At 75.5% G+C, this 26496-nt stretch carries 23 protein-coding genes, 1 tRNA gene and 1 pseudogene; 11 read left to right on the top strand and 14 right to left on the bottom strand.

Annotated features, from left to right (window positions below):
• Nucleotides 1-96 precede the first annotated feature (96 nt).
• The 3 genes from OO57_RS09540 to OO57_RS09530 form a co-directional block, all read right to left on the bottom strand.
• Nucleotides 97-879 (bottom strand): chaplin, encoded by a 783-nt coding sequence (locus OO57_RS09540; protein ID WP_324606770.1) that lies wholly within the window; start codon nt 877-879, stop codon nt 97-99.
• A gap of 392 nt (nt 880-1271) precedes the next feature.
• Entirely contained in the window at nt 1272-1514 is a 243-nt protein-coding gene (locus tag OO57_RS09535) for a chaplin (RefSeq protein WP_033251881.1), read from the bottom strand.
• A gap of 251 nt (nt 1515-1765) precedes the next feature.
• Nucleotides 1766-3082 (bottom strand): M20/M25/M40 family metallo-hydrolase, encoded by a 1317-nt coding sequence (locus OO57_RS09530; RefSeq protein WP_380322485.1) that lies wholly within the window; start codon nt 3080-3082, stop codon nt 1766-1768.
• Between the two features lie 273 nt (nt 3083-3355).
• Here OO57_RS09530 and OO57_RS09525 point away from each other — a divergent pair.
• The 3 genes and pseudogenes from OO57_RS09525 to OO57_RS47180 form a co-directional block, all read left to right on the top strand.
• Nucleotides 3356-3443: transfer RNA gene (locus OO57_RS09525), tRNA-Leu, on the top strand.
• A gap of 63 nt (nt 3444-3506) precedes the next feature.
• Nucleotides 3507-3980, top strand: coding sequence for a DIP1984 family protein (locus OO57_RS09520; RefSeq protein ID WP_033251879.1), 474 nt, complete (start codon nt 3507-3509; stop codon nt 3978-3980).
• 360 nt (nt 3981-4340) lie between these two features.
• A pseudogene (locus OO57_RS47180) lies at nt 4341-4487 on the top strand (WGR domain-containing protein); the annotation flags it as partial.
• Between the two features lie 1982 nt (nt 4488-6469).
• On the opposite strand, the gene OO57_RS45305 reads toward OO57_RS47180, so the two are convergent.
• On the bottom strand, nt 6470-6970 hold the full coding sequence (locus tag OO57_RS45305; RefSeq protein ID WP_234337283.1) for a hypothetical protein: 501 nt from the start codon (nt 6968-6970) through the stop codon (nt 6470-6472).
• 74 nt (nt 6971-7044) lie between these two features.
• Here OO57_RS45305 and OO57_RS45300 point away from each other — a divergent pair, with 74 nt between their 5' ends.
• The gene (locus tag OO57_RS45300; RefSeq protein WP_234337282.1) at nt 7045-7866 is read left to right on the top strand and encodes a DUF4132 domain-containing protein; all 822 of its coding nucleotides are present in this window, start codon (nt 7045-7047) and stop codon (nt 7864-7866) included.
• Between the two features lie 85 nt (nt 7867-7951).
• The gene (locus tag OO57_RS45295; RefSeq protein WP_033251878.1) at nt 7952-9547 is read left to right on the top strand and encodes a hypothetical protein; all 1596 of its coding nucleotides are present in this window, start codon (nt 7952-7954) and stop codon (nt 9545-9547) included.
• A gap of 7 nt (nt 9548-9554) precedes the next feature.
• Here OO57_RS45295 and OO57_RS09505 read toward each other — a convergent pair whose 3' ends face one another.
• A complete protein-coding gene (locus tag OO57_RS09505) occupies nt 9555-9854 on the bottom strand; it encodes a sulfurtransferase TusA family protein (protein WP_033251877.1) in 300 nt (99 codons plus the stop codon).
• A complete protein-coding gene (locus OO57_RS09500; protein ID WP_081973561.1) occupies nt 9851-11245 on the bottom strand; it encodes an MFS transporter in 1395 nt (464 codons plus the stop codon). The genes OO57_RS09505 and OO57_RS09500 overlap by 4 nt, the downstream gene beginning before the upstream one ends.
• Nucleotides 11246-11561: 316 nt before the next feature.
• Here OO57_RS09500 and OO57_RS09495 point away from each other — a divergent pair, with 316 nt between their 5' ends.
• Nucleotides 11562-13433 carry a flavin monoamine oxidase family protein gene (locus OO57_RS09495; protein WP_158715069.1) on the top strand — a complete coding sequence of 624 codons (1872 nt, stop codon included), beginning with the start codon at nt 11562-11564 and terminating at the stop codon, nt 13431-13433.
• 395 nt (nt 13434-13828) lie between these two features.
• Nucleotides 13829-15502: a hypothetical protein gene (locus tag OO57_RS09490; protein ID WP_033251875.1), complete on the top strand. Its 1674-nt coding sequence runs from the start codon at nt 13829-13831 to the stop codon at nt 15500-15502.
• A gap of 78 nt (nt 15503-15580) precedes the next feature.
• On the opposite strand, the gene OO57_RS09485 is transcribed toward OO57_RS09490, so the two are convergent.
• The 5 genes from OO57_RS09485 to OO57_RS43700 all read right to left on the bottom strand — a co-directional run bounded on the left by OO57_RS09485 (nt 15581) and on the right by OO57_RS43700 (nt 20717).
• Entirely contained in the window at nt 15581-17731 is a 2151-nt protein-coding gene (locus OO57_RS09485; RefSeq protein WP_051777026.1) for a tetratricopeptide repeat protein, read from the bottom strand.
• 55 nt (nt 17732-17786) lie between these two features.
• On the bottom strand, nt 17787-18800 hold the full coding sequence (locus OO57_RS09480; protein ID WP_033251874.1) for a hypothetical protein: 1014 nt from the start codon (nt 18798-18800) through the stop codon (nt 17787-17789).
• 110 nt (nt 18801-18910) lie between these two features.
• Nucleotides 18911-19429 (bottom strand): SigE family RNA polymerase sigma factor, encoded by a 519-nt coding sequence (locus tag OO57_RS09475; protein ID WP_033251873.1) that lies wholly within the window; start codon nt 19427-19429, stop codon nt 18911-18913.
• Between the two features lie 156 nt (nt 19430-19585).
• The gene (locus OO57_RS09470; protein WP_051777025.1) at nt 19586-20248 is read right to left on the bottom strand and encodes a hypothetical protein; all 663 of its coding nucleotides are present in this window, start codon (nt 20246-20248) and stop codon (nt 19586-19588) included.
• A 121-nt stretch (nt 20249-20369) separates the two neighbouring features.
• The gene (locus OO57_RS43700) at nt 20370-20717 is read right to left on the bottom strand and encodes a hypothetical protein (RefSeq protein ID WP_158715068.1); all 348 of its coding nucleotides are present in this window, start codon (nt 20715-20717) and stop codon (nt 20370-20372) included.
• Between the two features lie 39 nt (nt 20718-20756).
• Here OO57_RS43700 and OO57_RS43695 point away from each other — a divergent pair, with 39 nt between their 5' ends.
• Complete coding sequence (locus OO57_RS43695) at nt 20757-20927, top strand: hypothetical protein (protein ID WP_158715067.1); 171 nt, start codon at nt 20757-20759, stop codon at nt 20925-20927.
• A gap of 279 nt (nt 20928-21206) precedes the next feature.
• Here the strand turns inward: OO57_RS43695 and OO57_RS40845 are convergent, their stop codons facing one another.
• Both OO57_RS40845 and OO57_RS09455 read right to left on the bottom strand, forming a co-directional pair.
• Nucleotides 21207-22625, bottom strand: coding sequence for a hypothetical protein (locus OO57_RS40845; RefSeq protein WP_081973571.1), 1419 nt, complete (start codon nt 22623-22625; stop codon nt 21207-21209).
• Between the two features lie 174 nt (nt 22626-22799).
• Nucleotides 22800-23333: a hypothetical protein gene (locus OO57_RS09455; RefSeq protein WP_158715066.1), complete on the bottom strand. Its 534-nt coding sequence runs from the start codon at nt 23331-23333 to the stop codon at nt 22800-22802.
• A 216-nt stretch (nt 23334-23549) separates the two neighbouring features.
• Between OO57_RS09455 and OO57_RS43690 the strand changes: the two genes are divergently transcribed.
• Nucleotides 23550-23687 carry a hypothetical protein gene (locus OO57_RS43690; RefSeq protein ID WP_158715065.1) on the top strand — a complete coding sequence of 46 codons (138 nt, stop codon included), beginning with the start codon at nt 23550-23552 and terminating at the stop codon, nt 23685-23687.
• A 13-nt stretch (nt 23688-23700) separates the two neighbouring features.
• On the opposite strand, the gene OO57_RS09450 is transcribed toward OO57_RS43690, so the two are convergent.
• Nucleotides 23701-24297, bottom strand: a complete 597-nt coding sequence (locus OO57_RS09450) for a TetR/AcrR family transcriptional regulator (protein WP_033251870.1) — start codon at nt 24295-24297, stop codon at nt 23701-23703.
• A 259-nt stretch (nt 24298-24556) separates the two neighbouring features.
• On the opposite strand from OO57_RS09450, the gene OO57_RS09445 reads away from it, so the two are divergent.
• Nucleotides 24557-25699, top strand: a complete 1143-nt coding sequence (locus OO57_RS09445; RefSeq protein ID WP_033251869.1) for an acyl-CoA dehydrogenase family protein — start codon at nt 24557-24559, stop codon at nt 25697-25699.
• Nucleotides 25700-25733: 34 nt separating this feature from the next.
• The gene (locus OO57_RS09440; protein ID WP_033251868.1) at nt 25734-26495 is read left to right on the top strand and encodes an SDR family NAD(P)-dependent oxidoreductase; all 762 of its coding nucleotides are present in this window, start codon (nt 25734-25736) and stop codon (nt 26493-26495) included.
• The last annotated feature ends 1 nt before the right edge of the window (nt 26496 follow it).

Raw genomic sequence — 26496 nt, 5'->3', positions numbered from 1 at the left:
TCGCGCGCCCGCGCCCGGGCACCCCGCCGCCGCTGCGTGCGGTGGGGTACCCGGGCGTGGGCGCGTTCGCCGGTCGGCTGCTGCCGTCCGGGGCGGTCAGCGGCGGGCGAGGGCCCGCGAGCGGCGGTAGAGCACGCCGCCGCCGAGCAGCAGCGCGACACCGGCGGGGGCGATGACCTCCAGGCCGGACGCGCCGGTCGAGGCCAGCTGCGCCTGCTCCGCGGCGGGGGCGGCGGCCCGGGCCTGGGTCACGGTGCCGGGCGTCGACGGGGTGGTGACCGTGGTGGTGGGGGTCGTGGGGGTGCCGGGCGTCGACGGGGTGGTGGGCTCGTCGCCGTTGGGGCCGCCGGTGCGGTCGCTGCCCGGGGTGGTCGGGGTGGTCGGCGTGCCGTGGTCGCCGCCGGTCTGCTCCGGCGGGCAGTCGTCGCCGGGCGGCTGGGTGTGCGGCGGCGGGGTGGTCGGGTGGTGGTGCGGGGTGGTGCTGTTCGCGCAGCCGTTGCCGAACGCCGGGTTGCCGATGCCCACCACGTCGGCCGAGTTGCCGCAGGCGTTGACCGGCGCGGTGACCGGCAGCTGGACGGTGTTGCCCGAGGCGACGCCGGGCGAGTTGCTCGTCGTCCCGCTCGCGGCGGAGCCCGACCCGGCGGTGCTGCCGCCCTGGTGGCTCCCGGCACTGACGTTGGAGCAGTCGTTGCCGTACGCCGGGTTCAGCAGGCCGATCAGGTTGATCGTGTTGCCGCAGGCGTTCACGGGCAGTTCCACGGGCACCTGCACCGAGTTCCCGGAACCCACGCCCGGCGAGTTGGCCGCCACCCCGTGCGCATCGGCGGCCGCGTGGGCGTAGCCCGCGGTCGAGGCCAGCACGCTGCCGGTGGCCATGGCCGTGAGGAGGCCTTTCCTGGCGACCTGTCGCATTGACTCCCCTAGGTTTCTCGTTCGATGGTCCGGACCGGCCCGACCGGGTCGAATTCCCGCATTTCCCGGGCCCGGAACCGGCCAGAGATCAGATAGTCGGAATTGCCTGCCGAAACGGCGGCAGCACTACTCCAACGACCCTTAATGGTGAAGGTTGAGCCATCTGCAGTCAGTTCATCCGATCGGGTGAGACCGGCCCTTTCCCGGGAACCGCACCGTTCACCCGCCCGAGGCCTCCGGGGCCCCCCGGGGGCGCCGGGCCTCCCCCGGACACGCGTCCGCCCCCGCGCGACACGGGGTCGCGCGGGGGCGGTAACTCGGGGTCAGGCGGCCCGTCGCTCGGCGACGGGACCCGCTCAGACGTTCTGGCAGGCGTTGCCGAACGCCGGGTTGAGCAGACCGATCACGCTGATGGTGTTGCCGCAGACGTTCACCGGGACGTGCACCGGGATCTGGATCAGGTTGCCGGAGAGCACACCCGGGGAGGCGACCGCGGAGCCGTCCGCGTGCGCGCCGCCGTGCGCCGAGGCGACGCCGGCGCCCGCGAGCACCAGGCCACCGGTGGCGGCGACAACGGCAGCGATCTTCTTGGCCTTCATCTGAACTGTTCCTCCTGGTCGTTTCCAGCCCGTTCCCCCGGGCTGCACACGGAAGAACGAAGCCGCCGCGACCGGGACACGGGGCCGGAACCGCATTCACCCGTTGAAGTGATCAAGCGAACAGATGATCGCCATTTCGGATGCTCGACAGCTCTGATGCTGGGCGGACTAGTCCGACTTCCGGCCCCGCTCTCCGACCCCGTCCTCCGGCCCCGTCCCCTGCTTCCCGTTCCCTGCTTCCCGTTCCCTGCTCAGGCCAGGTCGATGAACCGGTCCAGCACCCGCACGCCGAACTTCAGGCCGTCCACCGGCACCCGCTCGTCCACGCCGTGGAACATCCCGGCGAAGTCCAGGTCCGGCGGGAGCTGCAGCGGCGCGAAGCCGAAGCAGCGGATGCCCAGGTCCTGGAAGGACTTGGCGTCGGTGCCGCCGGACAGGCAGTACGGGACGGCCCGGGCGATCGGGTCCTCGGCGCGCAGCGCGGTCTGCATGGCCTCGACCAGGGCGCCGTCGAAGCTGGTCTCGATCGCCTTGTCGTGGTGCAGGCTCTCGCGCTTCACGCGCGGCCCGAGGACGCTGTCCAGCTCGGCCAGGAACTCCTCCTCGTAGCCGGGCAGGAAGCGGCCGTCCACGTGCGCGGTGGCCTGGCCGGGGATCACGTTCACCTTGTAGCCCGCGCCGAGCATCGTCGGCTGGGCGGTGTTGCGCAGCGTGGTGCCGATCATCTTGGCGATGCCGCCGAGCACCCGCAGCGTCTCGTCCATGTCCTCCGGGTCGAGCCGCACGCCCAGCGCGTCCGAGAGCTCGTCCAGGAAGGCCCGGACGGTCTTGGTGATCCGCAGCGGGAACTGGTGCCGGCCGAGCCGGGCCACCGCCTCGCACAGCTCGGTGATCGCGTTGTCGTCGTTCTCCATCGAGCCGTGCCCGGCCCGGCCCTCGACGGTCAGGCGCATCCAGTGCATGCCCTTCTCCGCCGTCTCCACCAGGTACAGCCGGGCCTGGTCGTTGACGGTGAAGGAGAAGCCGCCGACCTCGCCGATCGCCTCGGTGACGCCCTCGAACAGCTCGGGGTGCCGGTCCACCAGGAACCGGGCGCCGTACGTGCCGCCCGCCTCCTCGTCGGCCAGGAACGCGAGCACCAGGTCGCGCGGGGGCTTGCGGCCGGTGCGCAGCCGGTCGCGGACCACCGCGAGGGTCATCGCGTCCATGTCCTTCATGTCGACGGCGCCGCGGCCCCACACGCAGCCCTCGGTGATCTCGCCCGAGAACGGGTGCACCGTCCAGTCGTCGGCGTTGGCCGGCACCACGTCGGTGTGCCCGTGGATCAGCAGCCCCGGCCGGGAGCGGTCCTCGCCCTCGATCCGCACCACCGTGGACGCCCGGCCCTTGGCCGACTCGAAGATCTGCGGCTCCAGCCCGAACTCGGCGAGCTGCTCGGCCACGTACTCGGCGGCCTTCCGCTCCCCCGGCCCGGAACCGTCGCCGTAGTTGCTGGTGTCGATCCGGATCAGGTCGCGGCAGATCTCCGCGACCTCCGACTCGGCCGTCACCGCACGCTCGCTGCCCACGCTCACCACTCCCACCTCGTGTCTGCCCGCCCCGGCGCGGCTGCGGCCCGCGCCGCCCCGACCCCAGCCGGGGGCCGCGGGCGCCGTCCCGCCATCCTCCCCCAGCACCCGTCCGGCCCCAAGGGCATATCCCTCCGACACCCCTTGCACCCCCGCCACCGCCCGCTTTCGAAGCCCCGGTCCCCTCCGCGCCCCGGTTTTTGGGTCTGGCAGTCGATCTTTGCTACTGTTGTCGATGTCAGCGCGGGGAACGCCCCGCGAGGACGACACCCGGTCCGGGTGGCGGAATGGCAGACGCGCTAGCTTGAGGTGCTAGTGCCCTTTATCGGGCGTGGGGGTTCAAGTCCCCCCTCGGACACCAGTGCAGGACCCTCGCTCCGGCGGGGGTCTCCTGCTTTTCCGGGGTCGACCGGGTGGGGGTGCGGTGAAACTGGCGGAGGCGCTCGCGCAGCGGGCGGCGGCGGTGCGGCAGGTGGAGCAGTTGCGGGCGCGGGTCGTCGGCAGTGCGCGGTACCAGGAGGGCGAGGAGCCGGCCGAGGACGCGGGCGAGGTGCTGGCGCAGGCCGGGGAGGTGCTGGACGAGTTGGAGCGGTTGATCCGGCAGATCAACCGGACGAACTCGGCCGCGGTGCTGGAGGACGGAGGCACGCTCACCGACGCCCTGGCCCGGCGGGACGTGCTGCGGCTGCGGCACTCGGTGATCACCTCGGCGGCGGACGCCGCGTCCGGACGCGACCAGCGCGGGGCGGTGCGGCAGTTGCGGTCGGAGCTGCGGATCCTGTCGGCGCTGCCGGTGGCCGAGTTGCGGGCCCGGGCGGACGTGCTGGCGAAGGAGATCCGGGAGGTGGACACACTGATCCAGCGCACCAACTGGGAGATCGACCTGATCGAGGACTGACCTCCCCCTCGGACCGGGTGTGGGGAGCAGGTAGTCGCGGCGGAGGCGTGCACAGACCGTGGTCGGCGGTTCATCCGACCCTGGCGCGTGAAGAGCAACGCAGGGGTTCAATTCCCCGTCAACGATGCAGCTCAGCACCGTGCACAAGTGACGGAGCAGACCGTACGGCTCACTACCGTGTGCAGATCCGACGACGACGAGGGCGGGAACGGGGTGCCCCACACCCCGGACGCGGGGCCGTGCGAGCCAGCACGGCCCCGCGTCCGTTTCTCCGACGGGACCTGCCGGAGGAGTGTCGGGGGGCGTGGCTAGGGTTCCGGGTGTCGATCATCGGACGGTCTGGACGCGGAGGAGTGGGCTGTGCGGCGCTGGGAGCTCGTCGGGGGCGGTTCTGCGAAGTTCTGGGAGGCGGCCGTCGAGGGCGCGGCGGTGCGGGCGCGCTACGGGCGGATCGGCACCGAGGGGCGGGAGCAGGTGAAGGAGCTGGCGTCGGCCGATGCCGCGCTGGCGCACTTCGCCAAGCAGGTCGCGGAGAAGGAGCGCAAGGGGTACGCGGAGGTCGGGGAGACCCGGGAGGTGCCGGGTGCGGAGGTGCCGGGCGCGGAGGTCGCGGAGGTTCCGGGCCCGGAGAGCCGGGAGGCGCCGGGGGCGGAGGTCGCCGGGGTGGACGGTCTGCCGGACGAGGAGGCGTTCGTGCTGCCCGCGGCCTGGCGGCGGGCAGCGCTGCCGCGGCGCGGGGGCCGGGTGCCGGCGGTGTCCTGGCCCGGGCCGGAGGCGCTGGAGCGGGAGGAGCGGCGGATCGCCGACCGCCGGGACTGGGTGGCGCAGGTGCTGGCCGCCCCGGGTTCCGACCCGGAGCTGGTGCGGGCCGCGCGCGACTACCTGGCCGGGGTGCCGAACGCGGTGGGCGCGGCCGCGGTGGCGGGCATGCTGCCCGCCGCGTGGCAGGCCGAGGCCGCGGAGCAGGAGCTGTTCGCCGACGCCTGGACGGCCCGGCACGGGCTGTCCTTCGCGGTGCGCGCGATGCTGGAGAAGCACGCGGTGGAGGTCCACTACCTGCAGTCCGGGCGCAACGTCTCGGACGTCGCACTGCGCCCGCGGACCGTCCACCGGCGCCACTACGGGAAGTTGGCGCTCCCCGCCGAGGAGCGGCTGCGCACCCTGCTCGCCGCCGCGCCGGAGCCGGAGTACCGGGCCGCCCTCGAAGCCGTCGCCGAGCGCCGGGTCACGCCCCGGCACCGGGCGCTGGCCTCCTACCTGGCCCCGGGCGTGCCCGGCTGGCTGGACGAGTGCCTCGCGGACCTGCCCCACTACGACGACGACCGGACGCACCTGCTGCTGCAGCTGCTGCACTCCCTGGACGACCCGGCCCAGGCGGAGCCGTTCCGCGACGAGTTCCTGGGGATCTGGCGCAGCGCGCCGGTGCAGCTGATCGCGACCGTCGCCGACGGCATCGGCACCGCGGCCGCCCCGCTGGTGGGCACGTGGCTCACGATGGCGCACGGGGCGGGCGGGAAGAAGGAGCTGGCCGCCGCGCTGGTGCACTTCCCGACCGACGACGCCTTCCGGCGGCTGGTGGCCGGGCTGGACGACAAGCACGTCCGCCCGGCGCTGCTGGAGGCCGCGCGGCGGTACCCGGTGCGGGCCATGCGGCTGCTGGCCGAGGCCGCGGCGGAGGGCGGCCGGGACGGGGCGGCGGCCCGGCAGCTGCTCGACACCCACGTGTCGACGCACCGGGAGCTGCTGACGCAGGCCCTGCCGCAGCTCGGCGCCGCGGCGGCCGCGCTGGTCGCGGAGCTGGGGGACGCCCGCCCGCAGGCGCCCGAGGCCGGGCCGGAGGCGCTGCCGCCGCTGCTGGTCTCGCCGCCGTGGACGCGGCCGCGCACCCGCCGCGAGCTGCGGGTGGTCGAGGGCCTGCGGCCGGACGAGGAGCCGCGGCTGGCCTGGCGGGCCGGCGAGCAGGAGCGCTGGGCCCGGAGCGACTTCGGCGGGTGGCCGTACGCGGGGGTCGCCGACTGGGCCGACGAGGCGAGGCGCGTGCTGGGCGGTTCCGGCGGTCTCTGGCACCCGGTCTGGATGCTGGTCAGCGGCCCGGAGGAGGCGCTGGCCCCGTTCCTCGCCGAGTGGCGTCCGGAGAACCTGCGGTTCGGGGCGGACTACCTGCCGCCGGTGGTCGCCAAGTACGGTCTCGCGGCGCTGCCGGTCGTCCTGCACGCCGCCCGGGCCAAGCCCGGCGTCCTGTCCTCGCTGCTGCTGCCCTTCCTCGACGTGCGGGCGGCCCGGCTGCTCGTCGCCGACATGGTGCGGCTCAAGTCGGTGCACGCGGTGGCCCGTTCGTGGTTCGCCTGGCACGGGGTGGCGGGCGCCCTGCTGCTCGTCCCGGACGCGGTCGGCCCGGCCGGGCGGGAGCGGGAGGCCGCCGAGCAGGCGCTGCGGCTGGTCGCGGCGGACACCGGTGCGGAGGCGCTGCTCGCCGCGGTGGACGCCCGCTACGGCGCCGCGGCCGCGGAGTCGGTCGCCGAGGTGCTGGCCGCGGACCCGCTGGAGATCGCGCTGCCGGCCCGGATGCCGGTGCTGCCGTCCTGGGCGCAGCCCGCCGTCCTGCCGCAGCTGCTGCTGCGCGGGCCCGCGGAGGAGTCTGCGGACGGGTCTGCGGACGGGGACGGGCCCGCGGCGGCGCTGCCCGCGGAGGCGGTGCGGCACGTGCTGACGATGCTGGCGCTGTCCAGGCCCGAGGCGCCGTACCCCGGGCTGGCGGTGGTGGCGGAGGCCTGCCGGGCCGACGGGCTGGCCGAGTTCGGGTGGGCGCTGTTCGAGCAGTGGCAGCAGGCCGGGATGCCGTCGAAGGAGAGCTGGGTGCTGCCCGCGCTGGGGGTGCTGGGCGACGACGCGACGGTGCGCCGGTTGACGGCGGTGGTGCGCGAGTGGCCGGGGCAGGGCGCGCACCGGCGGGCCGTCGAGGGCCTGGACGTGCTGGCCGCGATCGGCACCGACCTGGCGCTGCTGGATCGACTACGGCGCGCGGACGTTCACCGTCGGCTTCGACGAGCAGCTGCGCCCGTACGTGCTGGACGCCGACGGCAAGCGGCGCAAGGACCTGCCCGCGCCCGGCGCGCGGGACGACCAGGAGCTGGCGCCCGCCGAGCGCAAGCGCTTCACGGCGCTGAAGAAGGACGTGCGCACCGTCGCGGGCGACCAGCTCCGCCGCCTGGAGGCCGCGATGGTCGCCCAACGGTCGTGGAGCGCCGAGGAGTTCACCTCGCTGTTCGTCGAGCACCCGCTGGTGTGGCACCTGGCGCGCCGACTGGTCTGGGTCGCCGACGACACCGCGTTCCGGGTCGCCGAGGACCGCACCTTCGCCGACGCGGACGACGAGTCCTTCGCCCTCCCCGGGGACGCGACGGTCCGGATCGCCCACCCGCTGCACCTGGGCGAGGAGCGGGTGGCCACGTGGTCGGAGCTGTTCGCCGACTACGAGGTCCTCCAGCCGTTCCCGCAACTCGGCCGCCCCGTACGGCGGTTCACCCCCGAGGAGGCGGCCGCCAACCGGCTGCACCGCTTCGAGGGCTGCACCGTGCCGGTCGGCCGGCTGCTGGGCCTGACCAAGCGCGGCTGGGAGCGCGGCGCACCGCAGGACGCCGGGGTGGAGCGCTGGTTCTCCAAGCGGCTCGGCGAGGGCTGCCACCTGGTCGTCCAGTTGGAGGAGGGCATCGCGGTCGGCATGGTGGACGAGTTCCCCGACCAGACCTTCGAGACGGTCTGGCTGGACTCCTCCCCCGGCGACCACCTGCCCCGCCACGACTACCCGCTGCGCTACGGCGACCTGGACGCCGTCACCGCCTCCGAGCTGCTCGCCGACCTGGAGGAGCTCACCGCCGCCGGGTGACAGCCCCTCCGCCGGGTCGCTGCGGCTGCGGGAGCGAGACGCCGCCGTGGCCGGGATGTGACGCGGCGTCGGGAGACTCGTGCCCATGCGCAACGACGGGGGGCGGGTGCTGCGCTGGGCGGGGCACCCGGGGACGCTGCTGGCCATCGCCGTCCTGGCGTTCAACGACCAGGTGGGCAAGCGGGCGTGGCCGGGGGCGGTGACCGGCAAGGTCAGTGACGTGGCGTGGATGCTGGTCGTCCCGCCGCTGCTGGCGCTGCCCGCGGCGGTGTGGGGGCGGCTGCGCGGGGAGCGGGCGGCGCAGTTCGGGCTGGCCGTCACGGCGGTGACCTTCGCGGTGGCCAAGTCCTCCGCGGCGGGGGCCGGTTGGGCGTCCCGCGGCTGGTCGGCGCTGACGGGCGTGCCGAGCCGCACCGTCGCCGACCGGACCGACCTGCTGGCCCTGCCCGTCCTGGCGGTGGCCTGGTGGCTGTGGCGGCGCAGCGCCCGGCCGCGGCCGCTGCGGCGGGCGCTGGCGCTGGTCGCGGTGCCGCTGGCGGTCCTGGCGACGGCCGCGACCTCGGCGGCGGTGCTGCCCGAGCCCGCCCTGTGGAGCGAGGACGGGAGACCGGTGCTCTACCACGCCCACCGGTGGACCACCGAGGACGGCGGCCTGACCTGGCGGCGCGACCCCGGCAGCGGGAGGGCCACTGCGCCGCCCGCCGGCGCCCCGTCCGCGGCGGCCGCGGCGGACGGGCTGTGCCTGCCCGAGGAACCGCAACTCTGCTTCCGGGCCCGGGGGTACGGGCTGCCGGTGGAGGTCAGCCGGGACGGGCGGGCCAGCTGGCAGCCGGAGTACCTCCCGCCCGGGGTCACGCCGCTGCGCGAGGGGAGCACGCCGGTGCCGCCCGCGGGCACCGCGCCGCCGCCGGTGCCGAGGCCGTGCCAGCTGGTCCTGGCGGCCCTCCCCGGCGGCGGGCACACGGTGATCGTCCGCTACCCGCACGAGGACCTGCAGGTGCGGACCCCGGACGGCCGCTGGACCGCCGTCCTCGCGCCGCCGCGGCCCGCGGAGTACCAGGCGGAGGGGGACGACGCCTTCCTGCGCCTGATGGCGGGCGCGCTGGTGTCCTTCGTCGCGGGCACGGCGGCGGTCCTCACCGGCCTGGGCGCGCGTCGGCTACGCGCCTTCGGCGGCTCCGGTCCTCACGGTGCTCCCGGTGCTTCCCGTCCTTCCCGCGCTTCCGGTGCTCCCGGTGCGTCCGGTGCGTCCGGTGCGTCCGGTGCTTCGCCCGTTCCGCCGCGCCTGCTGCGGTTGCTGGTGCTGCGCACCGTCCTGCCGTTCGCCTGGTTGGCCACGGTCGCGCTGTTCCTGCACGGGCGCGGGCTGGCGTGGATGCCCTGGCTGGTGGTGGCACTGGCGCTCCCGGCGACGGCCGTGCCGTGGCGGCGCCCGCCGTTCCCCCGCCCGGGCATCGGCAACACGGTGGCGCTGCTGGCAGTGGGGGCCCTGGTCTGCGTCGCGGCCTTCGTCAACGTGTTCGTCGCTCCCGGCCCGCCGATCGCCTGGTCGACGGCCTGCTGGTGGGCCCTCGGCCACGCCGTGCTCGGCAGCGTGGCCACCGCCCTGATCGGCGGCCTGCCGCGCGTCCCGCGCTCCGCGTACCCGCCGTGGCAGCCGCCGTCCGTGCCTGGGGGGTGAGGTCGGTTCAGCTCGGCCCCTGCCGGTGCCAGGGCGCGTCGGCGCGGGTCGGGACGGGCGTGGCGGTCAGGCGCAGGGCGTACGTCCCGGGGGCCGGTTCGCCGAGGTAGTGGTGGCCGGTGAGGTGGCACCAGGCGGGCAGGTCCAGCGGGGCTGCCGGGTCGGTCGCCAGGACGTGCACGAGGGCCCCGGGCGGGGCCCCGGCCGTGGCGGCGCGCAGGCGCAGCAGCAGGGTGACGCAGAGCAGCCCGCGGCCGTCCACGGTGAGGTCGGGGCTGGGGGTGGGGGCGGGGGCGGGGCCGGTCATCGGCGGGAGCGGGGGGCGGGGGGGGCGAGGGCCGGGAGGATGACGAGGGCGAGCAGGCCGCCGCCGAGCGCGAGCGCGGAGTAGCCCGCCAGGTCGACCACGGCGCCCGAGGCGAGGCCGCCGGTGGTGCCGGAGACGGCGATCGCGACGTCGACGGCCCCCTGGGTCCTGGCGCGGGTGGCGAGGGGGGCGGCCTCGGTGATGACGGCGGTGCCGGAGACCAGGCCGAAGTTCCAGCCGAGCCCGAGCAGCACCAGGGCGAGCGCGAGCAGCGCGACGGAGTCGGCGGGGGCGAGGGCGGCGACGAGTCCGGCGGCGAGCAGGGTGAGACCGGCGGCGGCCCCGACGGCGAGCGGGCCGTGCCGGTCGACCAGCCGTCCGGTGAGCGGCGAGGGCAGGTACATCGCGGCCACGTGCAGGGCGATCACCAGGCCGGACGCGGCGGTGCCGTGGCCGTGGTCGTGCATGTGGACGGGCGTCATCGTCATCACGGCGACCATCACCAGCTGGGTGACCACCATGACCTGGGCCCCGAGCAGGACGCGGTTGCGGATCCGGGCCGCGGCCGCGGGGTCGGCGGGGACGTCGAGAACGGGCGCGGGGGTGGCCGGCGCCGGGGCGGCCGCGGACGGGGTGGCCGGGGACGGGGCGGCCGGGGACGGGGCGGCCGGGGTAGCCGGGACGGCGGCTGCGGCGGCGCGGGCGAGGAGGAGGGGGTCGGGGTGGAGGCGGGTGGCGAGGACGAGGGCCGCGGCAGCGTAGGCGAGGCCGGCGAGGAGGAAGGGGCCGGCCAGGCGGGGCAGGCCGAGGAGGTGGGCGAGGTCGCCGGTGGGCGCCGCCAGGTTGGGGCCGAGGACGCCGCCGAGGGTGGTGGCGACCAGCACGGTGGAGACCGCGCGGGCCCGGTGGCCGGGGGCGGCGAGGTCGGCCCCGGCGTAGCGGGCCTGGAGGTTGGTGGCGGTGCCCGCGCCGTAGACGAAGAGGGCCGCGAAGAGCAGGGCGGGGCTGTCCAGGGCGGCGGCGGTGATGACGCCCGCGCTGCCGACCGCGCCGGTGGCGTACCCGGCGGCGAGGCCGGGTCGGCGGCCGCGGGCGGCGGATATCCGGCTGACGGCGATCGCCGCGCAGGCGCTGCCCGCGGTGAACAGGGCGCTGGGCAGTCCGGCCAGTCCGGTGCTGCCGAGCATGTCCTGGGCGAGCAGGGCGCCGACGGTGATGCCCGCGGCGAGGCCCGCTCCGCTGAGGATCTGCGAGATCACCAGGACCCGCAGCACGTGCCGCTGCACGGCGGGGTCGGCGGCCTGTTCGGCGGGCGGGACCGCGGGTGGGACAGCGGGTGGGACGGCGGGTGGGGCGGGCGTCCGGGCCACAGGCTCTCCTCGGTTCTCCATGGATCAATGGAATACGATACCGCTGCCCTGCGGGAACGGAGCCACCGGGGAGCACACGAACCGCGAACGGGGAGGCACGCAGGTGCAGCGGGTCGACGTGGCCGGTCGCCCCGCCGCCGCCCGCGGACGACGCCGCATGGACGACCCCGCGTGGACGCCGCTGCGTGGACGCCGCTGCGTGGACGAGGCCCCGCGGGGGAGTGACCGGGCGGAGCGTGTGCGCCGGGTGCTTCGAGCGCCCCCGTGCGGGTGACCGCGGGTCGTTCGTGGGCGGAGGCCGCGTGTCGGGGACGGGGGCGCTGCCAGGGTGTGGCGGGTGATCTCTCGACGCGGACTGTTCCTTGCCTCCGGCGGTGCGATGACCGCCGCTGCCCTGGCCGGCCCCGGGGCCGCTCCCTCCCGTGCCGCCGGTGCGGCCGCCCCGCCGCCCGACCCCGCGCGGCGGGAGGCGGCGCTGACCATGGCGCGCCGGATCCTGCTGACCGACGCGGACCACCGCGACCTGACGCTCGACTACCTGAAGCTGCTGACCGGCCGTCAGCGGCTGCGTCCGGCCGCGCCGCGCGAGGTGCTGGTGGTGGGTGCGGGCGTGGCGGGCATGGTGTGCGCGCGGCTGCTGCTGGCGGCCGGGCACAAGGTGCGGGTGCTGGAGGCGAACCGGAGCCGGGTCGGCGGCCGGGTGAAGACCTTCCGCGGCGACCTGTGGCAGGACCCGCGGCTGCACGCCGAGGCGGGCGCGATGCGGATCCCGTCCAGCCACGTGCTGACCCTCGCGCTGGCGGACCACCTGAAGGTGCCGCGCCGCCCCTTCCACCTGGTGGACGTCCCGCCGCAGCCGGACCTGGCCTCCGGCGACGCCCGGGTGGTCTACCGGTCGTGGACGGGCGAGGAGTTCGCCACCGGCACCGCCCCCGCGTACACCGCGCCGAAGGGCCTGGGCGGGCGGCTGGTGCACGTGAACGGGCAGACCGTCAGCAAGGCGGCGTACGCGGCCGACCCGGGCCCGGTGAACAAGAGCTTCGGCTGGGACAGCACCCTGACCGCGGGCGCCGCCTTCGACCGGGCCCTGGACACCGCCCGGGCGTACACCATGGTGAAGAACGGCGACGGCTCCTGGAGCGACAAGCCGATCGAGCAGCGGGTCACCGGCATGGCGCAGCTGCTGTACGACCTGGACGGCTACTCGCTGCTGCGCTACCTCCAGGAGAGCGAGGGCTGGAGCGACGCCCAGGTGCAGGCCGTGGGCACGCTGGAGAACCTGACCAGCCGCCTGTCGTACGGCTTCCTGCACTCGGTGTTCGACGCGTCCGACATCAACCCGGCGGTCACCTACTTCGAGTTCAGCGCGGGCACCGACGCGCTGACCGAGGCGCTCGCGAAGGACCTGCCGATCGAGCGCGGCCGGGTGGTCACGCAGGTGCGCCTCGGCGACGGCGGGGTGACGGTGGTCGCCGAGCCGGAGAGCGGCCCCGAGGACGAGGCGTGCGAGGGCGCGATCGGCGGCGAGCGGTCCGAGTACCGGGCGGACGCGGTGGTGCTGGCGGTGCCGTACGCGGCGCTGCGGCACGTCGACTTCGAGCCGATCCTGCCGTACGGCAAGCGGCGGGCGATCGCCGAGCTCAAGCACGACACCGCGCACAAGGTGCTGGTCGAGTTCACCGAGCGCTGGTGGGAGTGGGACGAGGACACCTGGCGGGCGAAGCTCGGCGCCGACTACCGGCCCGCCCCGCACGGGGACGCGGTCGCGGCGGTCGGCGGCGGCTGCGTCTCGGACGAGGCCAGCCGGTTCGTCTACTTCCCCTCCCACCCGAGCGACGACGGCGCGCCCGGCGGCATCGTGCTGGCCGCCTACAACTGGGCCGAGGACGCGCTGCGCTTCGACGCCCTCACCCCCGCCGACCGGCACACCGAGGCGCTCGACCACCTGGCGGACCTGTTCGGCGAGCGGATCCGCCGCTACGCCACCGACCGGCACGTCTCGCAGTCCTGGCTGCGCAACCGCTGGGCGCTCGGCGAGGCCGTGATCGAGACCCCCGGCCAACTGCTCAGCCTCGGCCCGCAGGTCGCCGCCCCGGTCGCGGACCGGCTGTTCTTCGCGGGCGACCACTGCCAGCCGCGCTACCACGCGTGGATCTCCGGGGCGATCGCCTCCGGCGTGGAGGCGGCCGTCCAGCTCACCTCCGGCTGACGTCCGGCCCACGGCGTCCGGCACTCCGGCACCCCGGCACCCCGGCACCCGGCACCTGGCACCCGACCGACGTCCGACTGGCCTCCGGCCCGGCACCGGCCGGTGGTGTTCGGCTGACGTCCGGCCCACAGGGTGGGGCCCGGCTCCGGCTGCTGACGCCCCGGCCTGGCTCCGGCCGGTGGTGTTCGGCTGGCGTCCGGCCCACAGGGTGGGGCCCGGCGTCGGCTCCGGCGTCGGCTCCGGCTCCGGCTGCTGGCGCCCGGCCCGGCACCGGCCGGTGGTGTTCGGCTGACGTGTGTTCAGGCCCGTCCGGGTGGCGTTCGCCGGGCGGGCCTGACGGCTGCTCAGCCCCGGCCCGGCGGGCGGGCGCGCGGTGGCGCCGATAGCATCGGCACATGTCTGACGCCGCCCGGAACCAGCGGCCCTCGGTGCTGCTGGCGTTCCGCTCCGCGGTGGCGCTGAACCGGCTGCTGGACGTGCTGCCGGTGTTCGAGGGCGACCCGCGGATCGACCGCTGGTTCACCCTGGTGCCCGGCTCCCGGTTCGGGACGGACGCGCTGGCCGTGCTGGACCGGGCGGGCGCCCGGGTGGTGGACTTCGACGAGGCCCGCAGCAGGCACTTCGACCTGATCCTCTCCACCAGCCCGAAGGGCGCGCTGACCAGCCTGTCCGGCCGGGCCCGGGCGCTGCTGCCGCACGGCGCGGGCTTCAACAAGGCGCTGGCGGACGAGGGTTCGCCCGCCCTGCCGTCCGGCCTCGACCCGGCGTTCCTGCTCTCCGCGGGCGAGCCGTGGGCCGACCTGCACGGTCTCGGGCACCACGAGCAGCTCGCCCGGCTCACCGAGTTCTGCCCGCCGGCCGCCGCCCGCGCGGTCGTGGTCGGCGACCCCACCCTGGACCGGATGCGGGAGTCGACCGGCCGCCGGGACACCTACCGCCGCGGGCTGGGCGTCGGCGGCCGGACGCTGCTGGCGGTGCTGACCACCTGGGGTCCGGAGGGCCTGCTGGCCCGCCGCCACGGCCTGCCGCTGGACCTGGTCCTGCACCTGCCGGTGGACGGCTACCTGGTCGCCCTGGTGGTGCACCCCAACGAGGTCAGCACCCGCACCCCCTTCGACCTCGCCGAACAGCTCGGCCCGGCGCTGCGGGCCGGGCTGCTGCTGCCCTCCCCGCACCAGGAGTGGGCGTCCGTCCTGGTCGCCGCGGACGCCGTCCTCACCGACCACGGCTCGACCGCGCTGTACGCGGCCGCGCTCGGCCGCACCGTCGTCCTGGACGGCTACGACGGCGGCAGCGAACTGCTGCCCGGCACGCCGATGGCCCGGCTGCTGGCCGCTTCGCCGCGCTTCACCGGCGCTGCCGACCTGCCGGGGCTGCTGCGCGCGGCCGCCGTCCCGGACCCGGCCCGGTTCGCCGCCGACGCCTTCGCCCGCCCCGGCGAGGCGCTGCCGCTGCTGCGCGCCGAGCTGTACCGGCTGCTCGGCCTGGCGCCCCCGCGGACCCCGCTGACGCCCGAGCTGCTCCCCGACCCGGTGGTGTCCCGTCCCCCGGCCGCGGCGCTGGCCGTGCGCGCCGAGGTGGACGGCCGCCGGGTGCGGGTCGAGCGCTTCCCGGTCGCCACCGGGCTGCCGGTGCACCACCGTTCGGCCCACCACGGCGCCGCGGGCCTCACCGAGCAGCGCAGCGCCGAACTGGTGTGGCGGCGTCCCGGCACCGGCCGCTGGTCGGCGGCCGGCTGGGCCGCCCACGTGCTGGACGAGCTGCCGGGCTGCCGGGTCGCCGCCGCGCTGCTCTCCGCCGAGCTCTGCCTGCTGGTCCACCGGCGGCACGGCCCGTTCGCCCTGCGGGTGCTGCCGCACCGCGCGGACGGCCTGGTCCGCCGGATCGACCCGGCCGCCGCGGCCTCCGCCGCGTACGCCTGGCTGGTCGCGCACCCGCGCGCGGCGGAGGAGCTGTCGGTGGGGCCGTCGGCGGGTGTTCCGGTGGAACTCGACTGCACGGTCGGCCCGGTGACGGTCCGCCTGGAGCTGGCGGCGGCCGGGGCGGCACAGCTGGAAGCCGAGTTCTGAGCGGACGGTCGCGAACTGGGCCACGCAGGGCTGGGGTTGCGAGCAGTGGGCCGCCGACTGCGCGGTGTGCCAGCCCTGTTACGGACCGGGTCGGTCGCCGTCCGGGGCCGCTCCGCCGTGGGCGGCTCGGAGTTCCGCGGCGCGGGCCCGGTGGCGGGCGGCGTCCTCGGGGCGGCCGGTGCGGTCGGCGAGTTCGGCGTACTCGGTGCTGATCCGGGCCTCGTCGTGGCTGGACCCGCGGGCCGCGGCGGCGGCCAGGGCTTCGGCGAGCAGCGGTTCGGCCTCCTGGTGGCGGCCGAGTTGCCGCAGCGCCCGGGCCAGGCCGAAGGCGGTGCGGGCCGCCATCCGGGCCCGGCCGGGCAGGGCCGTGAACTCGGCGCGGGCCGCGGCGAAGAGTTCGGCGGCGGCCGGGTGGTCGGCGGCGGCGGCCGCGGTCTTGGCGAGCTGGTAGGTCTGCAGGGCGGCACCGTACGCGTTGCCGATGCCGAGCTGGATGCCGCGGGCGGTGGTGAAGTCGGCGCGGGCGGCGGCGAAGTCGGCGAGCGCTGCCGTCCGGTCGCCGTGGGCGAGGGCCGATTCGCCGCGGGCCAGGGCGAGTTGGCCACGGAAGTCGATCGCGGAACCGGCCATCCGGCGGTGTTCGTACGAGTCGTCGAGCAACTCCGCCAGCGCGCAGGCCTGTTCGGTGGCGGCGGCGGCCTCCGCGAAGCAGCCCTGCCCCCACAGCGGGCGGGCCAGCATGCTGCGGGTGCGGACCCGGGCGAGGAGGTTCCCGCCCCGGTCGGCGGCGACGACGGCGGTGCGGAAGGCGCCGGTGGCGTCGGCGTACCGGGGGTGGTCGAGGAAGTGCGTCCAGAGGGATTCGGCGATCGCGACGGCGTCCTCGTCGCGGTCGTCGTCGTGGGCGAGGCCGACCGCGCCGTACAGGGCGTGCCGGTTGGCCTCCATCCAGTGCAGCGCACCGGCCTTGGTCGTGCCGAGGTCGGCGTCCGGGATGCCGGGCAGCGGCGGGAGTTCGCCGTGGACGGTGGCGCGGGTGCCGGCGGTCAGCAGGTCGGCGCGGGCGGTCTGGCGGCGCAGCCAGTGCAGCAGGCGGGCGTGGGCGGCGGCGCGTTCGGCGCCGTCGGGGTCGGCGGCGCGGGCGGTGCGGCGGGCGTGGCCGCGGACCAGGGCGTGCTGGCGGTAGCCGCCGGAGCGGTGGTCCAGCAGTCCGGCGGCGAGGAGTTCGGCGAGGGCGTCCTCGGTGTCGAGCAGGTCGCGTCCGAGCAGGGCGGCGGCGGTGGGCAGGACGGCGAACGGGCCCGGGCACTCGGGCAGGAGGCGGTACAGCCGGGCGGCTTCGGCGCCGAGTTCGGCGTAGGCGGTGTCCCAGACGGCTTCCACGGGTGCGCTGCCCCGTTCGTGCAGGTCGGCGGTGAGCCGTTCGACGAGCCCGGCCGGGCTGCGGTGCGGGTGCTTGCGCGCGAGCTGGCCCGCCACTTCGACGGCCTTCGGCAGCCCTCCGCAGAGGGCGGTGAGGGACCGGACGGCCTCGGGGTCGGCGGCTGCCCACCGCTGTTCGCCGAAGAACAGGCGCAGCAGTTCGGCGGTGTGCGCGGTGCCGAGCGGGGCGAGGGCGAGTTCGTCGGCGGTGGCGCCGAGGTCGTACAGCGGGCCGTGGCTGGTGACCAGGACCAGGCTGCGGGCGGAGGCGGGCAGCAGCGGTTCGACCTCGGCGGCGCTGCGGGCGTTCTCGACCACCAGGAGCAGCCGCTTGCCCCGGGTCCGGTCCCAGAACTGGCGGACCAGGCTGCGGAAGTCGCCGTGCAGCCACTCCTGTTCGACGCCCAGCGAGCGGAGCAGGTCGGTCAGCACGGCCGCGAGGTCGGGGACGCCGTCGCGGCGCTCGTCGTCGAGGTCGAGGTAGTGGGCGCCGTCCGGGTAGTGCCCGAGCAGCTGGTGTCCGACCTGGACGCACAGGGCGGTCTTGCCGATGCCGCCCATGCCGCTGACGGTGAGGATCCGGGGTCGGGTGCCGTCGCCGTCCGGGGCGGCGGTCGCGGTGGCGGTGATCCGGCGCCGTTCCTCCTCCCGGTCGACGAAGTGCGCCTTCTCCGGCGGCAGTCCGAAGGAGGGGTGGTGGACCAGGACTCTCGCCTGGTGGACGTTGACGGTGCCGATGTGACCGGCCTGCACCAGGTTGTCCACCCGGGCCCGGTCGCCGACCACGTTGTGCGTCTGCTCGCTCACCCGGCCAACCCTACGCGTTCGGGCGGCCGTTGACCGGCCGTCGGGGCGGTCCGGCTCAGCCGGTGGCGCGACCCTCGACCGGGGCGTAGTGCGTCCACAGCGGGCTCTCGGCGACGGAGCGCCAGAGCATCGGGTCGAGCGGGGGCTTCGCCCGGACGTACGAGGGCGGTTCGCCGTTGTTGTTGACGAAGCCGGCGTACTCGGTGAAGTCGACGACGGTGCCGTCCGGGTACCAGACCGCGACGCGGTAGCTGTAGAGGCCGGTGGACCGGGCGTCGTCCATTTCGAGCAGTTCCCAGCTGCCGTTGGGGAGGTAGCCCGAGAGGCAGGCCGGAGCGTGGTCGCCCGCGGTGCCGCTGTCCTCGCCGCAGCGGAACGGGGCCCCTCCGGGGCCGGGGTCGCCGCCGTCGGCGGGGAAGGGCAGTTCGGTGCGGCCGAGCCGCAGTTCCACGGTGACCGGACCGCCGCCGTCCTTGTCGCTGTACGCCAGGTACACCTCGGAAGCTCCGTCCCCGCGTTCGGCCTTGACGGGGTAGGCCTGGCTGATCTTCCCCTGCTGCATCGACAGCACCGCCTCCAGATCGGTCCTCGCCGACGGCTCGGTGAACTCCACGGCGGGGGCGCCCTGGGCGGTGATGTCCGGGCGCGGGGTGCCGAGCACCGGGGCGGGGGCGAGCGGGAACTGCTTGCCCTGGCGGCGGCCGTCCGCCCCGGTGGCGGTGGCGCTGCGGCTCGGGCCCGGGTCCGGGTCCGGGTCCGGGTCCGGGTCAACGGAGGGGGTGGGCGTCGGGAGCGGGGCGAGCTGCCCGGTAGCGGTGGCCGGGGCGGCCGGGCCGACCCCGGTGCCGGGGCGCGGGTGGGCGGCGAGCAGCGGCAGTCCGGCGTTCGCGCCCACGAAGGCGATCGCGGCGACGGCCAGGGTCGTCCCGGCGATCCGCAGTTGCCGGGCCAGTCGGCGGCGGCGGCCGCGGCGGCCGCTCTCCGCGACGATCACCGCGACGGGCACGCACAGGTCCTTGACGCTCGTCTCCATCATGGCGGAGAGGTCCAGGTCCGGGTCCGGGTCCAAGGTTCCGATGCCTTCCGTACTGGCAGGTGGGTGTCGCGGGGACGGGGCGGGGCGGGGTGTCGCGGGCGGGGTGTCACGGGGCGGGTGTCGCGGGGACGGGCGGGGTGCGGTCAGTCCTGGAGCAGCAGGGCCCGGTCGGGGCCGAGGATGGTGCGCAGGCGGGCCATCGAGCGGGTGTTGAGGCTCTTGACCGCGCTGACGGTGATGCCCATCGCCTCCGCGGTCTCCTCCAGGCTGTAGTCCTCCAGGTAGCGGAGCACCACGGCGGCCCGGTTGCGGGGCGGGAGTTGGCGCAGCGCGGCGATCAGGGTGAGCCGCAGGGCGGCGGAGCTGCCCTCGTGCGCGCCGATCGCCGGCTCCTCCGGGAACTCGTCGACCGCGAGTTCGCTGGAGCGGCGCAGTCGCCGGTGCGAGAGGTAGCAGCGCAGCAGCACCTTGCGGGCGTACGCGTCGATGCCCGCCTCGCCGTCGCCGCGCCGCAGCCGCCCCCAGACCGGGTAGAGCTTGGACAGCGCCGTCTGCACCAGGTCCTGGGCCTGGTGCCAGTCCCCGCACATCAGGTACGCCAGGTGGAACAGGCGGCGTGCCCTGCTGGCCGCGAACTCGTCGAAGTCGAGTTCCTCGGTCATGTGGTCCCCCGGGTGGAAAGGTGTTTCGTCGACGTCCTGGAGACACGCCGCGGGCGGACCGGTCCGTCGCGCCCCGGAGGTAAAGGATCGATAACGATGATCGGCCGTCAGGTCGACTGGTGGCCAGGTCCGTTGCCGCCGGGGGACGGGGGCGGGTCACTCGACGGTGGTCTTCAACCGGCTGCCGTCGGGTAGGTCGCGGGTGGCGTGGGCGAACGGGCCGCGCACCCGCATCGCGGCGGCGGCGTCCTCGGGGACGAGGTTGTCGTGGGCGTACGCGCCGCCGAGGACGAAGAACTGGCGCGGGAGCAGCCGCTGGTCGACCGGGAGCGGGCCGTTGGCCTGCATGTAGGCGTGGGCGAAGGAGTGCGCGCCGTTGACGTCGGGGTCGGCGAGCAGCCAGGCGGCCCAGTCCTCCAGGCTGTCACCGAGGTCGGTGACGGCGGCGGTCTCGGGGTCGAAGCGGACCACCCGGGTGCCGTCGACGATGCCGAACTGGACGCCGAAGAGGTCCTGGCCGAAGCAGAACACCTGGTCGGCGAGGCCCTGGTAGCTGGACTTCCAGGCGTCCTCGCCGTTCCACTCCAGCAGTTCGGGGCCCAGGCCCTCGTCGCCGACCCGGTAGACCTGGACGCCGCCGTTGAAGGCGAAGAAGCCGTTCGTCCGGGCGAGCAGCGCGGCGAGTTCGGCGAACGGGCCCTGCTCGACGCCGAAGTCGAGGTCGACGGCCGGGCCCATCGGGCCGCGGGCGAGGTCGAGCAGGCGGTCGAGCGCGCCGGTGGTGGCGCCGGTGGTGTTCGTGGCGTCGGTGGTGCTCATGGTGCGGTCTCCGTGTCCGTTCCCCGTGGGTGCCGCCGCCCGGGCCCGGACGGCGGCGGCGGTGCTGGTGGTGCCGGTGTGCGGCCGGTCCGACGATACCGGGGGCCGACCAAGTCGGCTGTCAGGCGCCCTCGTTCGGCTCGGACGGGGTGGCGGGGCGGGTGATGACGGACAGCCCGATCGGCCCGATCAGCACGGCCAGTGCGCTGAACGCGGCGGCGGCCGTCACGGCGGCGGCCGGGCCGTGGGCGAGTTCGGCCCGGACGGGTGCGCGCTGCCGTGCACGGCGCGGCCGTAGACGGTGACCAGGACGGCGACGCCCGGCGAGAGCCCGACCTGCTGGACGGCCCGCAGCGGGCCGGAGGCGGCGCCGGTCTCGGCGGGCCGCGAGACCGGACAGGACGGTGGCGTTGAGCGGGACGAAGCCGAGGCCGAGGCCCGCGCCGAGCAGCAGCAGCGGCCCGCGCACAGGCCGCCCCGGTAGCCGCTGCCGGGGCCGGGGCCGGTCGTGGCCAGCCACCGGCTGCTGGCGAGCAGCCGTGCGGCGCCGGTGACGACCAGCGGCCTCGCCCCGTACCGGGGGATCGGCTTCGGCGCGCTGCGGGCGGCGGTGCACCGGGCGGCCGCCAGCGGCCGGAAGGCCGGTCCGGCGGCCAGCGGCGACAGGCCCAGCCCGTAATGGACGTACGGCGACAGCAGGAAGTACGTGCTGCCCCTCGCGGCGCACAGCAGCCGGAGGGCCGCGTACGCGCCGGAGCGGTCGCGCCTCCTTCGCCGAGGCGGGCCGACTCCTGGGCATCACCCGCCAGGCCGCCCGCAAGCGCTGGCCCCGCGAGGGGACCGACCCCGCCCAGGCGACGACCTGGGTTGTCGCGGAACGCCCGAGTGGGCGGCACCGGAGGAGTTCTCCGGCACCGCCCACTCGAACGGTCGGCTGGCGGCTGTCGGCCGTCGGCCGTCAGGAGGCCTGGGGCCGCCACACCCGCAGGTAGTCCGCGGCCGTGGTGATCGCGTTGTCGCTGGTCGGCGAGGGGTGCCAGTAGCCCGCGCAGATCGACAGGTTGAGGATCAGGTAGGCGCTCCAGTTCGGGCCGGTGCCGGTGTGGTCGGAGAACACCAGCTTGTGGTTGATGTACCAGTCGTTGTTGTAGGCGCCGTAGTGGACGCCGATGCTGACCCAGGCGCCGGGGTAGATCTCGTCGGCATCGGTGTAGTAGGTGCCGGCGCTGTTGATCCGGTTGGAGAGCTCCAGCAGGTTCGGGTTGTCCGGGTGGTACTCGAAGGAGTCGATCTCGTTGCCGCCGTCCTTCCAGGTCCACAGCGCGGGCCAGGCGCCCGTCCCGCTGGGCAGTTGCAGCCGGACCTCCGCGTAGTCACCGGGCCGGACCTGGAAGCCCTGCTGGGTGTTCTCGGTGGTGAGCAGGCCGGTGTCCCAGGACTGCTTGCCGTTCTCCAGCCGGTTGGCGCCGGGGGTGGCGGTGAAGGTGTTGGCGCCGCTGCCGGTGCTCAGCGCGCCGGTCTGCAGCCAGTCGAGCTTGTCGTCGTCCGGGTTGTGGTTGCCGTACCGGTACGCGCTGGTGGTGGTGGCGTTCCAGGTGGTGCCGAGCAGCGGCGGGTTGGTGAAGCTCTCGTTGAAGACCAGCCGCCCGGCGGGGACCGGCGGGACCGGCGGGGTGACGGACTTGCTGACGGTCAGGGTCTTGCTCGGCAGGTTGTGGTACTCGGTGCCGATCCGGTACCAGCCGAACTCGGTGTAGGTGCCCTCGGAGAAGCTGCGGGCGCCGGTGGTCAGGACGTAACCCTGCGGGCAGATCTGCACGTTGGAGGCGGTGCCGGGGAAGTCCAGCACCTGCTGGTTCGCGTCCCGGACGCCGATGCCGACCTCGTCGACGTTCAGGCAGGCGGTGGAGTTGACCGCGAGCGTGCCGGTGACCTGGGTGTCGGCGACGGCCTTGGTCGGCACCAGGGCGAGCTGGCTGACGGTGGGCGCGGCGACGGTCAGGGTCTGGCTGGGCAGGTTGTAGTACGTCGAGCCGATCCGGTAGAAGCCGAACTCGGTGTACGTCCCGGCGGGGAAGCTGCGGGTCGCGGTGGTCAGGGTGTAGCCGCCGGGGCAGATCCTGGTCCGCCCGGCCGAGCCGGGGAAGTCCAGGTTCTGCTGGTTGGCGTCCCGGACGGCGACGCCGAGTTCGTCGACGGTGATGCAGGTGGTGAGCGAGCCGACCGAGAGCTTCGCCGCGACCGGGGTGTCCGGCAGGGCGCTGGTCGGGGTGAGGCTGCGCTGCTGGATCCGCGGCGCGGCGGAGGCCGGGGCGGCGGGCAGCAGCGGGACGACGAGCAGCAGCGACAGCAGCGCTACGCGGCGGGGCAGGGACACGGAGCTCCGATCGGCCGTCGAAACGGGGAGGACGGGGAGGACGGGGGCGGGAAGGAGGGGGACGCCTGCGGGGTCGGAAGCGTCGGGGGCGACGGGGGTGACGGGGGCGTCAGCGGCGTCGGCCTGCTGGTGCAACTGCCGTTCCGTGGGCGGGCGTTGCCGTTCACCGGCGGGCTACTGGACGTCGATGGTGAACGCCCGGCTGGGAACGACCCGGGTGGGGCGGTCCGGGTCCTGCACCGAGACCGCGCCGCCGGAGAGCCGCTCCCCGGCCCGGACGTCGTCCGCGATCCGCAGCGGGAGCAGCACCGTCGCGGTCCGGCGCAGCGACAGGCCCTTGCGGAAGTCGCAGGTCAACTCCCGCCGTGCGTCGTCGTACCGGCAGCTCTCCGGGAAGACCTTGCCCTCCACCGTGACCCGCTTGGGCAGCTTGATCGTGGTCTGGAAGTGCTGGCTGACCTCGTTCGGGCCGAGGTTGGCCACCAGGGCCCGCACCACCGTGAGGCCGCGCACCTTGGTGCGGTCCACGGACACGTTCACCACCTGCAGGCCGTCCTCGCTGTTCGGGGCCCGCTGCTCGTCCGCGCTCACCGCCGCGCGTCCACCGAGCGGCACCGCCCCGGACGCCACCGCCGCCGTTCCGGTCCCGGCCACGCACAACGCTGCCGCGATGCCGATGCGCCACCAACCGCGCCGACCGATGCTCACCGTCAAGCCACCTCCCGTCGTCGTCAACTCCCGGAAGGATCAGCCGTTCTCACGGGTGACGGCGCGGCGACGCACCGCCGCGCGGGAGCAAGAACCCGTGCGGCGGACATAGGTCGGACTATCCGAAAGGACGATTCCCGGATGGCTCTCGGGCGGTGCCCGGCCCGGACGGCCTGATCGGCCCGGTCGGCCGGGCCGCGCGGCACACTGGAGGGCATGGAACCCACCGAACCCGAGGGCGGCGAGCCCGCCTGCTTCCTGAACCTGGTCTGCGAGGAGTGCGGCAAGGTCCGCGAGAACGGCCGCTGCCCGCTGTGCGAGCCCGGCCCGGAGGGCGTGCAGGAGGAGAACTGACCGCTGCCGCGGTTCAGCGCAGCAGGCCGTGCAGGAGCAGTTCCGCCAGGTGCCCGTACGCCTCGGCGTCGGCCAGGCCGGTGGCCTCGGCGACCTGGCGCTGCTGGATGCGCACCATCACGGAGCTGATCACGTCCGCGGCGAAGGCCACGTGGGTCTCGCGGAAGGCGCCCGCCGCGACGCCGTCGTCGATCAGCTGCTGGATCTGGCGGGCGGCGGCCCGGGTGTTGCGGCCGTAGACCTCGGCGGCGGGTTCGAAGGCGGCCAGGTCGTCGAAGAACCGGGCCGAGCCGGGGGCGAGCTCGGCGGAGACGGCGCGCAGGTAGGCGGCCAGCCGGGCGGCCGGGTCGGTCTCGGCCGCGAGGGCGGCGCCGACCCGGGCGGTGGCCTCGCGGAAGAAGTGCACCACGGCCGCGCGCACCAGCTGCTCCTTGGAGCCGGCCAGGCCGTACAGCGTCCGTTTGGAGCAGTGCAGCCGGGCCGCCAGGTCGTCCAGGGTGAACCGGGCGAACCCCTCGGCCACGAACAGCGCCACCAGCTCCTCGAAGAGTGCGCTGCGACGGGCGGCGCCCCGTCCGGTGGGTTGGGGGGCGGCTGCGTGGTCGATCACCCGGCCAGTATGACAGTCGGCCCCGTCCGGCCCGCTGCCCGTCGCCTCCTGTCGCCTCCTGTCGCCGCCCGCCGCCGCCCGCCGCCTTCTGTCGCCGCCCGCCGCCGCCCGCCACGCGGGGGCGGCCGCCTCGCCCCCCCGCCGCTCCCCGCCGTTTCCCGTCGCTGCCCGGTGGTTCCGGGGACTGCCCGCGCCAGGAACCCTGCGCTACGCTGACCGGTACTGACGTACCGCTTTGCGTACCGCTTGGAGCCGGAACATGGCCGTGGATCGCCTGCTGCCCACCGAGGAAGCCGCGGACCTGATCGCGTTGACCCGCGATCTCGCCGACCGGGAACTCGCGACGAAGGTCGCCTCCCACGAGAAGGAGGAGCGCTACCCGGAAGGGCTGTTCGCGCTGCTCGGGCAGGCCGGGCTGCTGGGGCTGCCCTACCCGGAGGAGTTCGGCGGCGGCGGCCAGCCGTACGAGGTGTACCTGCAGGTGCTGGAGGAGCTGGCGGCCCGCTGGGCGGCCGTCGCGGTGGCCACCAGCGTGCACACGCTGGCCTGCCACCCGCTGACCGCGTACGGCACGCCCGAGCAGCAGGAGCGCTGGCTGCCCCGGATGCTGGCGGGCGAGCTGGTGGGCGGCTACAGCCTCTCCGAGCCGAACGCGGGCTCGGACGCGGCGGCGCTGACCTGCCGGGCCGAGCCGGTGGACGAGGGGTACCGGATCACCGGCACCAAGGCGTGGATCACCCACGGCGGGAAGGCCGACTTCTACGCGCTGTTCGCCCGCACCGCGCCCGGCCCGCACGGCGTGTCCTGCTTCCTCGCGCCCGGGCGGTCGGACGGCCTGACCTTCGGGCCGCCGGAGGAGAAGATGGGCCTGAACGCGGTGCCCACCACCGCCGCCTACTGGGACGGGGCGCTGTTGGAGCGCGACCGCCTGATCGGCGCCGAGGGCCAGGGCCTGCCGATCGCGTTCTCCGCCCTCGACTCGGGCCGGCTCGGCATCGCGGCCTGCGCCACCGGCCTGGCCCAGGCCGCGCTGGACCAGGCCGTCGCGTACGCCAACGAGCGCACCACCTTCGGCCGCCGGATCGTCGACCACCAGGGCCTGGGGTTCCTGCTCGCCGACATGGCCGCCGCCGTCGACTCGGCCCGCGCCACCTACCTGGACGCGGCCCGCCGCCGCGACCTGGGCCGCCCGTTCAGTCGGCAGGCCAGCGTGGCGAAGCTGGTCGCCACCGACGCCGCGATGAAGGTCACCACCGACGCGGTGCAGGTGCTCGGCGGCTACGGCTACACCCGGGACTTCCCGGTCGAGCGGTACATGCGCGAGGCCAAGATCATGCAGATCTTCGAGGGCACCAACCAGATCCAGCGCCTGGTGATCAGCCGCCAGTTCGCCGCCCGCTGACGCCAACCAGCCTTCCCTGAAAGGACGTTCCACCATGCAGCTCTCCGGCACCGCCGCCCTGGTCACCGGCGCCGCCTCGGGCCTGGGCGCGGCCACCGCCGCCCACCTGGCCTCGCTCGGCGCCGCCGTGTACGGCCTCGACCTGCCCAAGGCCGTGGAGTCCGCGCCCGCGCAGCCCGACGGCGTCACCCTGCTCGGCGCGGACGTCACCGAGGAGCAGCCGGTCCGCGCGGCGCTGGAGCGGATCGCCGCCGACGGCCGCCCGCTGCGGCTGGCGGTCAGCTGCGCGGGCATCGCCCCGTCCGCGCGGGTGGTCGGGCGGCGCGGCCCGCACGACCTGGACCTGTTCCGCAGCGTGCTGAACGTCAACCTGGTCGGCACCTTCAACGTGATGCGGCTGGCCGCGGAGGCGATGTCCGCGCAGGAGCCGGACGCGGCCGGGCAGCGCGGGCTGGTGGTCAACACCGCGTCCATCGCGGCCTTCGAGGGCCAGGTCGGGCAGATCGCGTACGCGGCGTCCAAGGCGGGCGTGGCGGGCATGACCATCACGGCGGCCCGCGACCTGGCCCAGTACGGCGTCCGGGTGGTCACCATCGCCCCCGGCATCGTCGACACCCCGATGATGGCGGGCTTCTCCGAGGAGGTCCGCTCCGGCCTGGCCGCGACCGTCACCTTCCCGCAGCGCCTGGCCCGGCCCGAGGAGTACGCCCGGCTGGTCGCGATGGTCGCCGAGCACGACTACCTCAACGGCGAGACCATCCGGATGGACGGCGCGCTGCGGATGGCCGCCCGCTGAC

Source organism: Kitasatospora phosalacinea (assembly GCF_000717185.1).
Taxonomy (GTDB): Bacteria; Actinomycetota; Actinomycetes; order Streptomycetales; family Streptomycetaceae; genus Kitasatospora; species Kitasatospora phosalacinea_A.
The sequence above is the reverse complement of the archived record's forward strand: the minus strand, read 5'-3'. Positions and strand labels throughout refer to the sequence as shown.

Coding starts and splice junctions, on each gene's coding strand:
- OO57_RS09540 (WP_324606770.1), bottom strand. CDS start 879: ATGGCCACCGGCAGCGTGCTGGCCTCGACCGCGGGCTACGCCCACGCG.
- OO57_RS09535 (WP_033251881.1), bottom strand. CDS start 1,514: ATGAAGGCCAAGAAGATCGCTGCCGTTGTCGCCGCCACCGGTGGCCTG.
- OO57_RS45295 (WP_033251878.1), top strand. CDS start 7,952: ATGCGCAACGACGGGGGGCGGGTGCTGCGCTGGGCGGGGCACCCGGGG.
- OO57_RS09505 (WP_033251877.1), bottom strand. CDS start 9,854: ATGACCGGCCCCGCCCCCGCCCCCACCCCCAGCCCCGACCTCACCGTG.
- OO57_RS09500 (WP_081973561.1), bottom strand. CDS start 11,245: ATGGAGAACCGAGGAGAGCCTGTGGCCCGGACGCCCGCCCCACCCGCC.
- OO57_RS09490 (WP_033251875.1), top strand. CDS start 13,829: ATGTCTGACGCCGCCCGGAACCAGCGGCCCTCGGTGCTGCTGGCGTTC.
- OO57_RS09475 (WP_033251873.1), bottom strand. CDS start 19,429: ATGACCGAGGAACTCGACTTCGACGAGTTCGCGGCCAGCAGGGCACGC.
- OO57_RS09470 (WP_051777025.1), bottom strand. CDS start 20,248: ATGAGCACCACCGACGCCACGAACACCACCGGCGCCACCACCGGCGCG.
- OO57_RS43690 (WP_158715065.1), top strand. CDS start 23,550: ATGGAACCCACCGAACCCGAGGGCGGCGAGCCCGCCTGCTTCCTGAAC.
- OO57_RS09445 (WP_033251869.1), top strand. CDS start 24,557: ATGGCCGTGGATCGCCTGCTGCCCACCGAGGAAGCCGCGGACCTGATC.
- OO57_RS09440 (WP_033251868.1), top strand. CDS start 25,734: ATGCAGCTCTCCGGCACCGCCGCCCTGGTCACCGGCGCCGCCTCGGGC.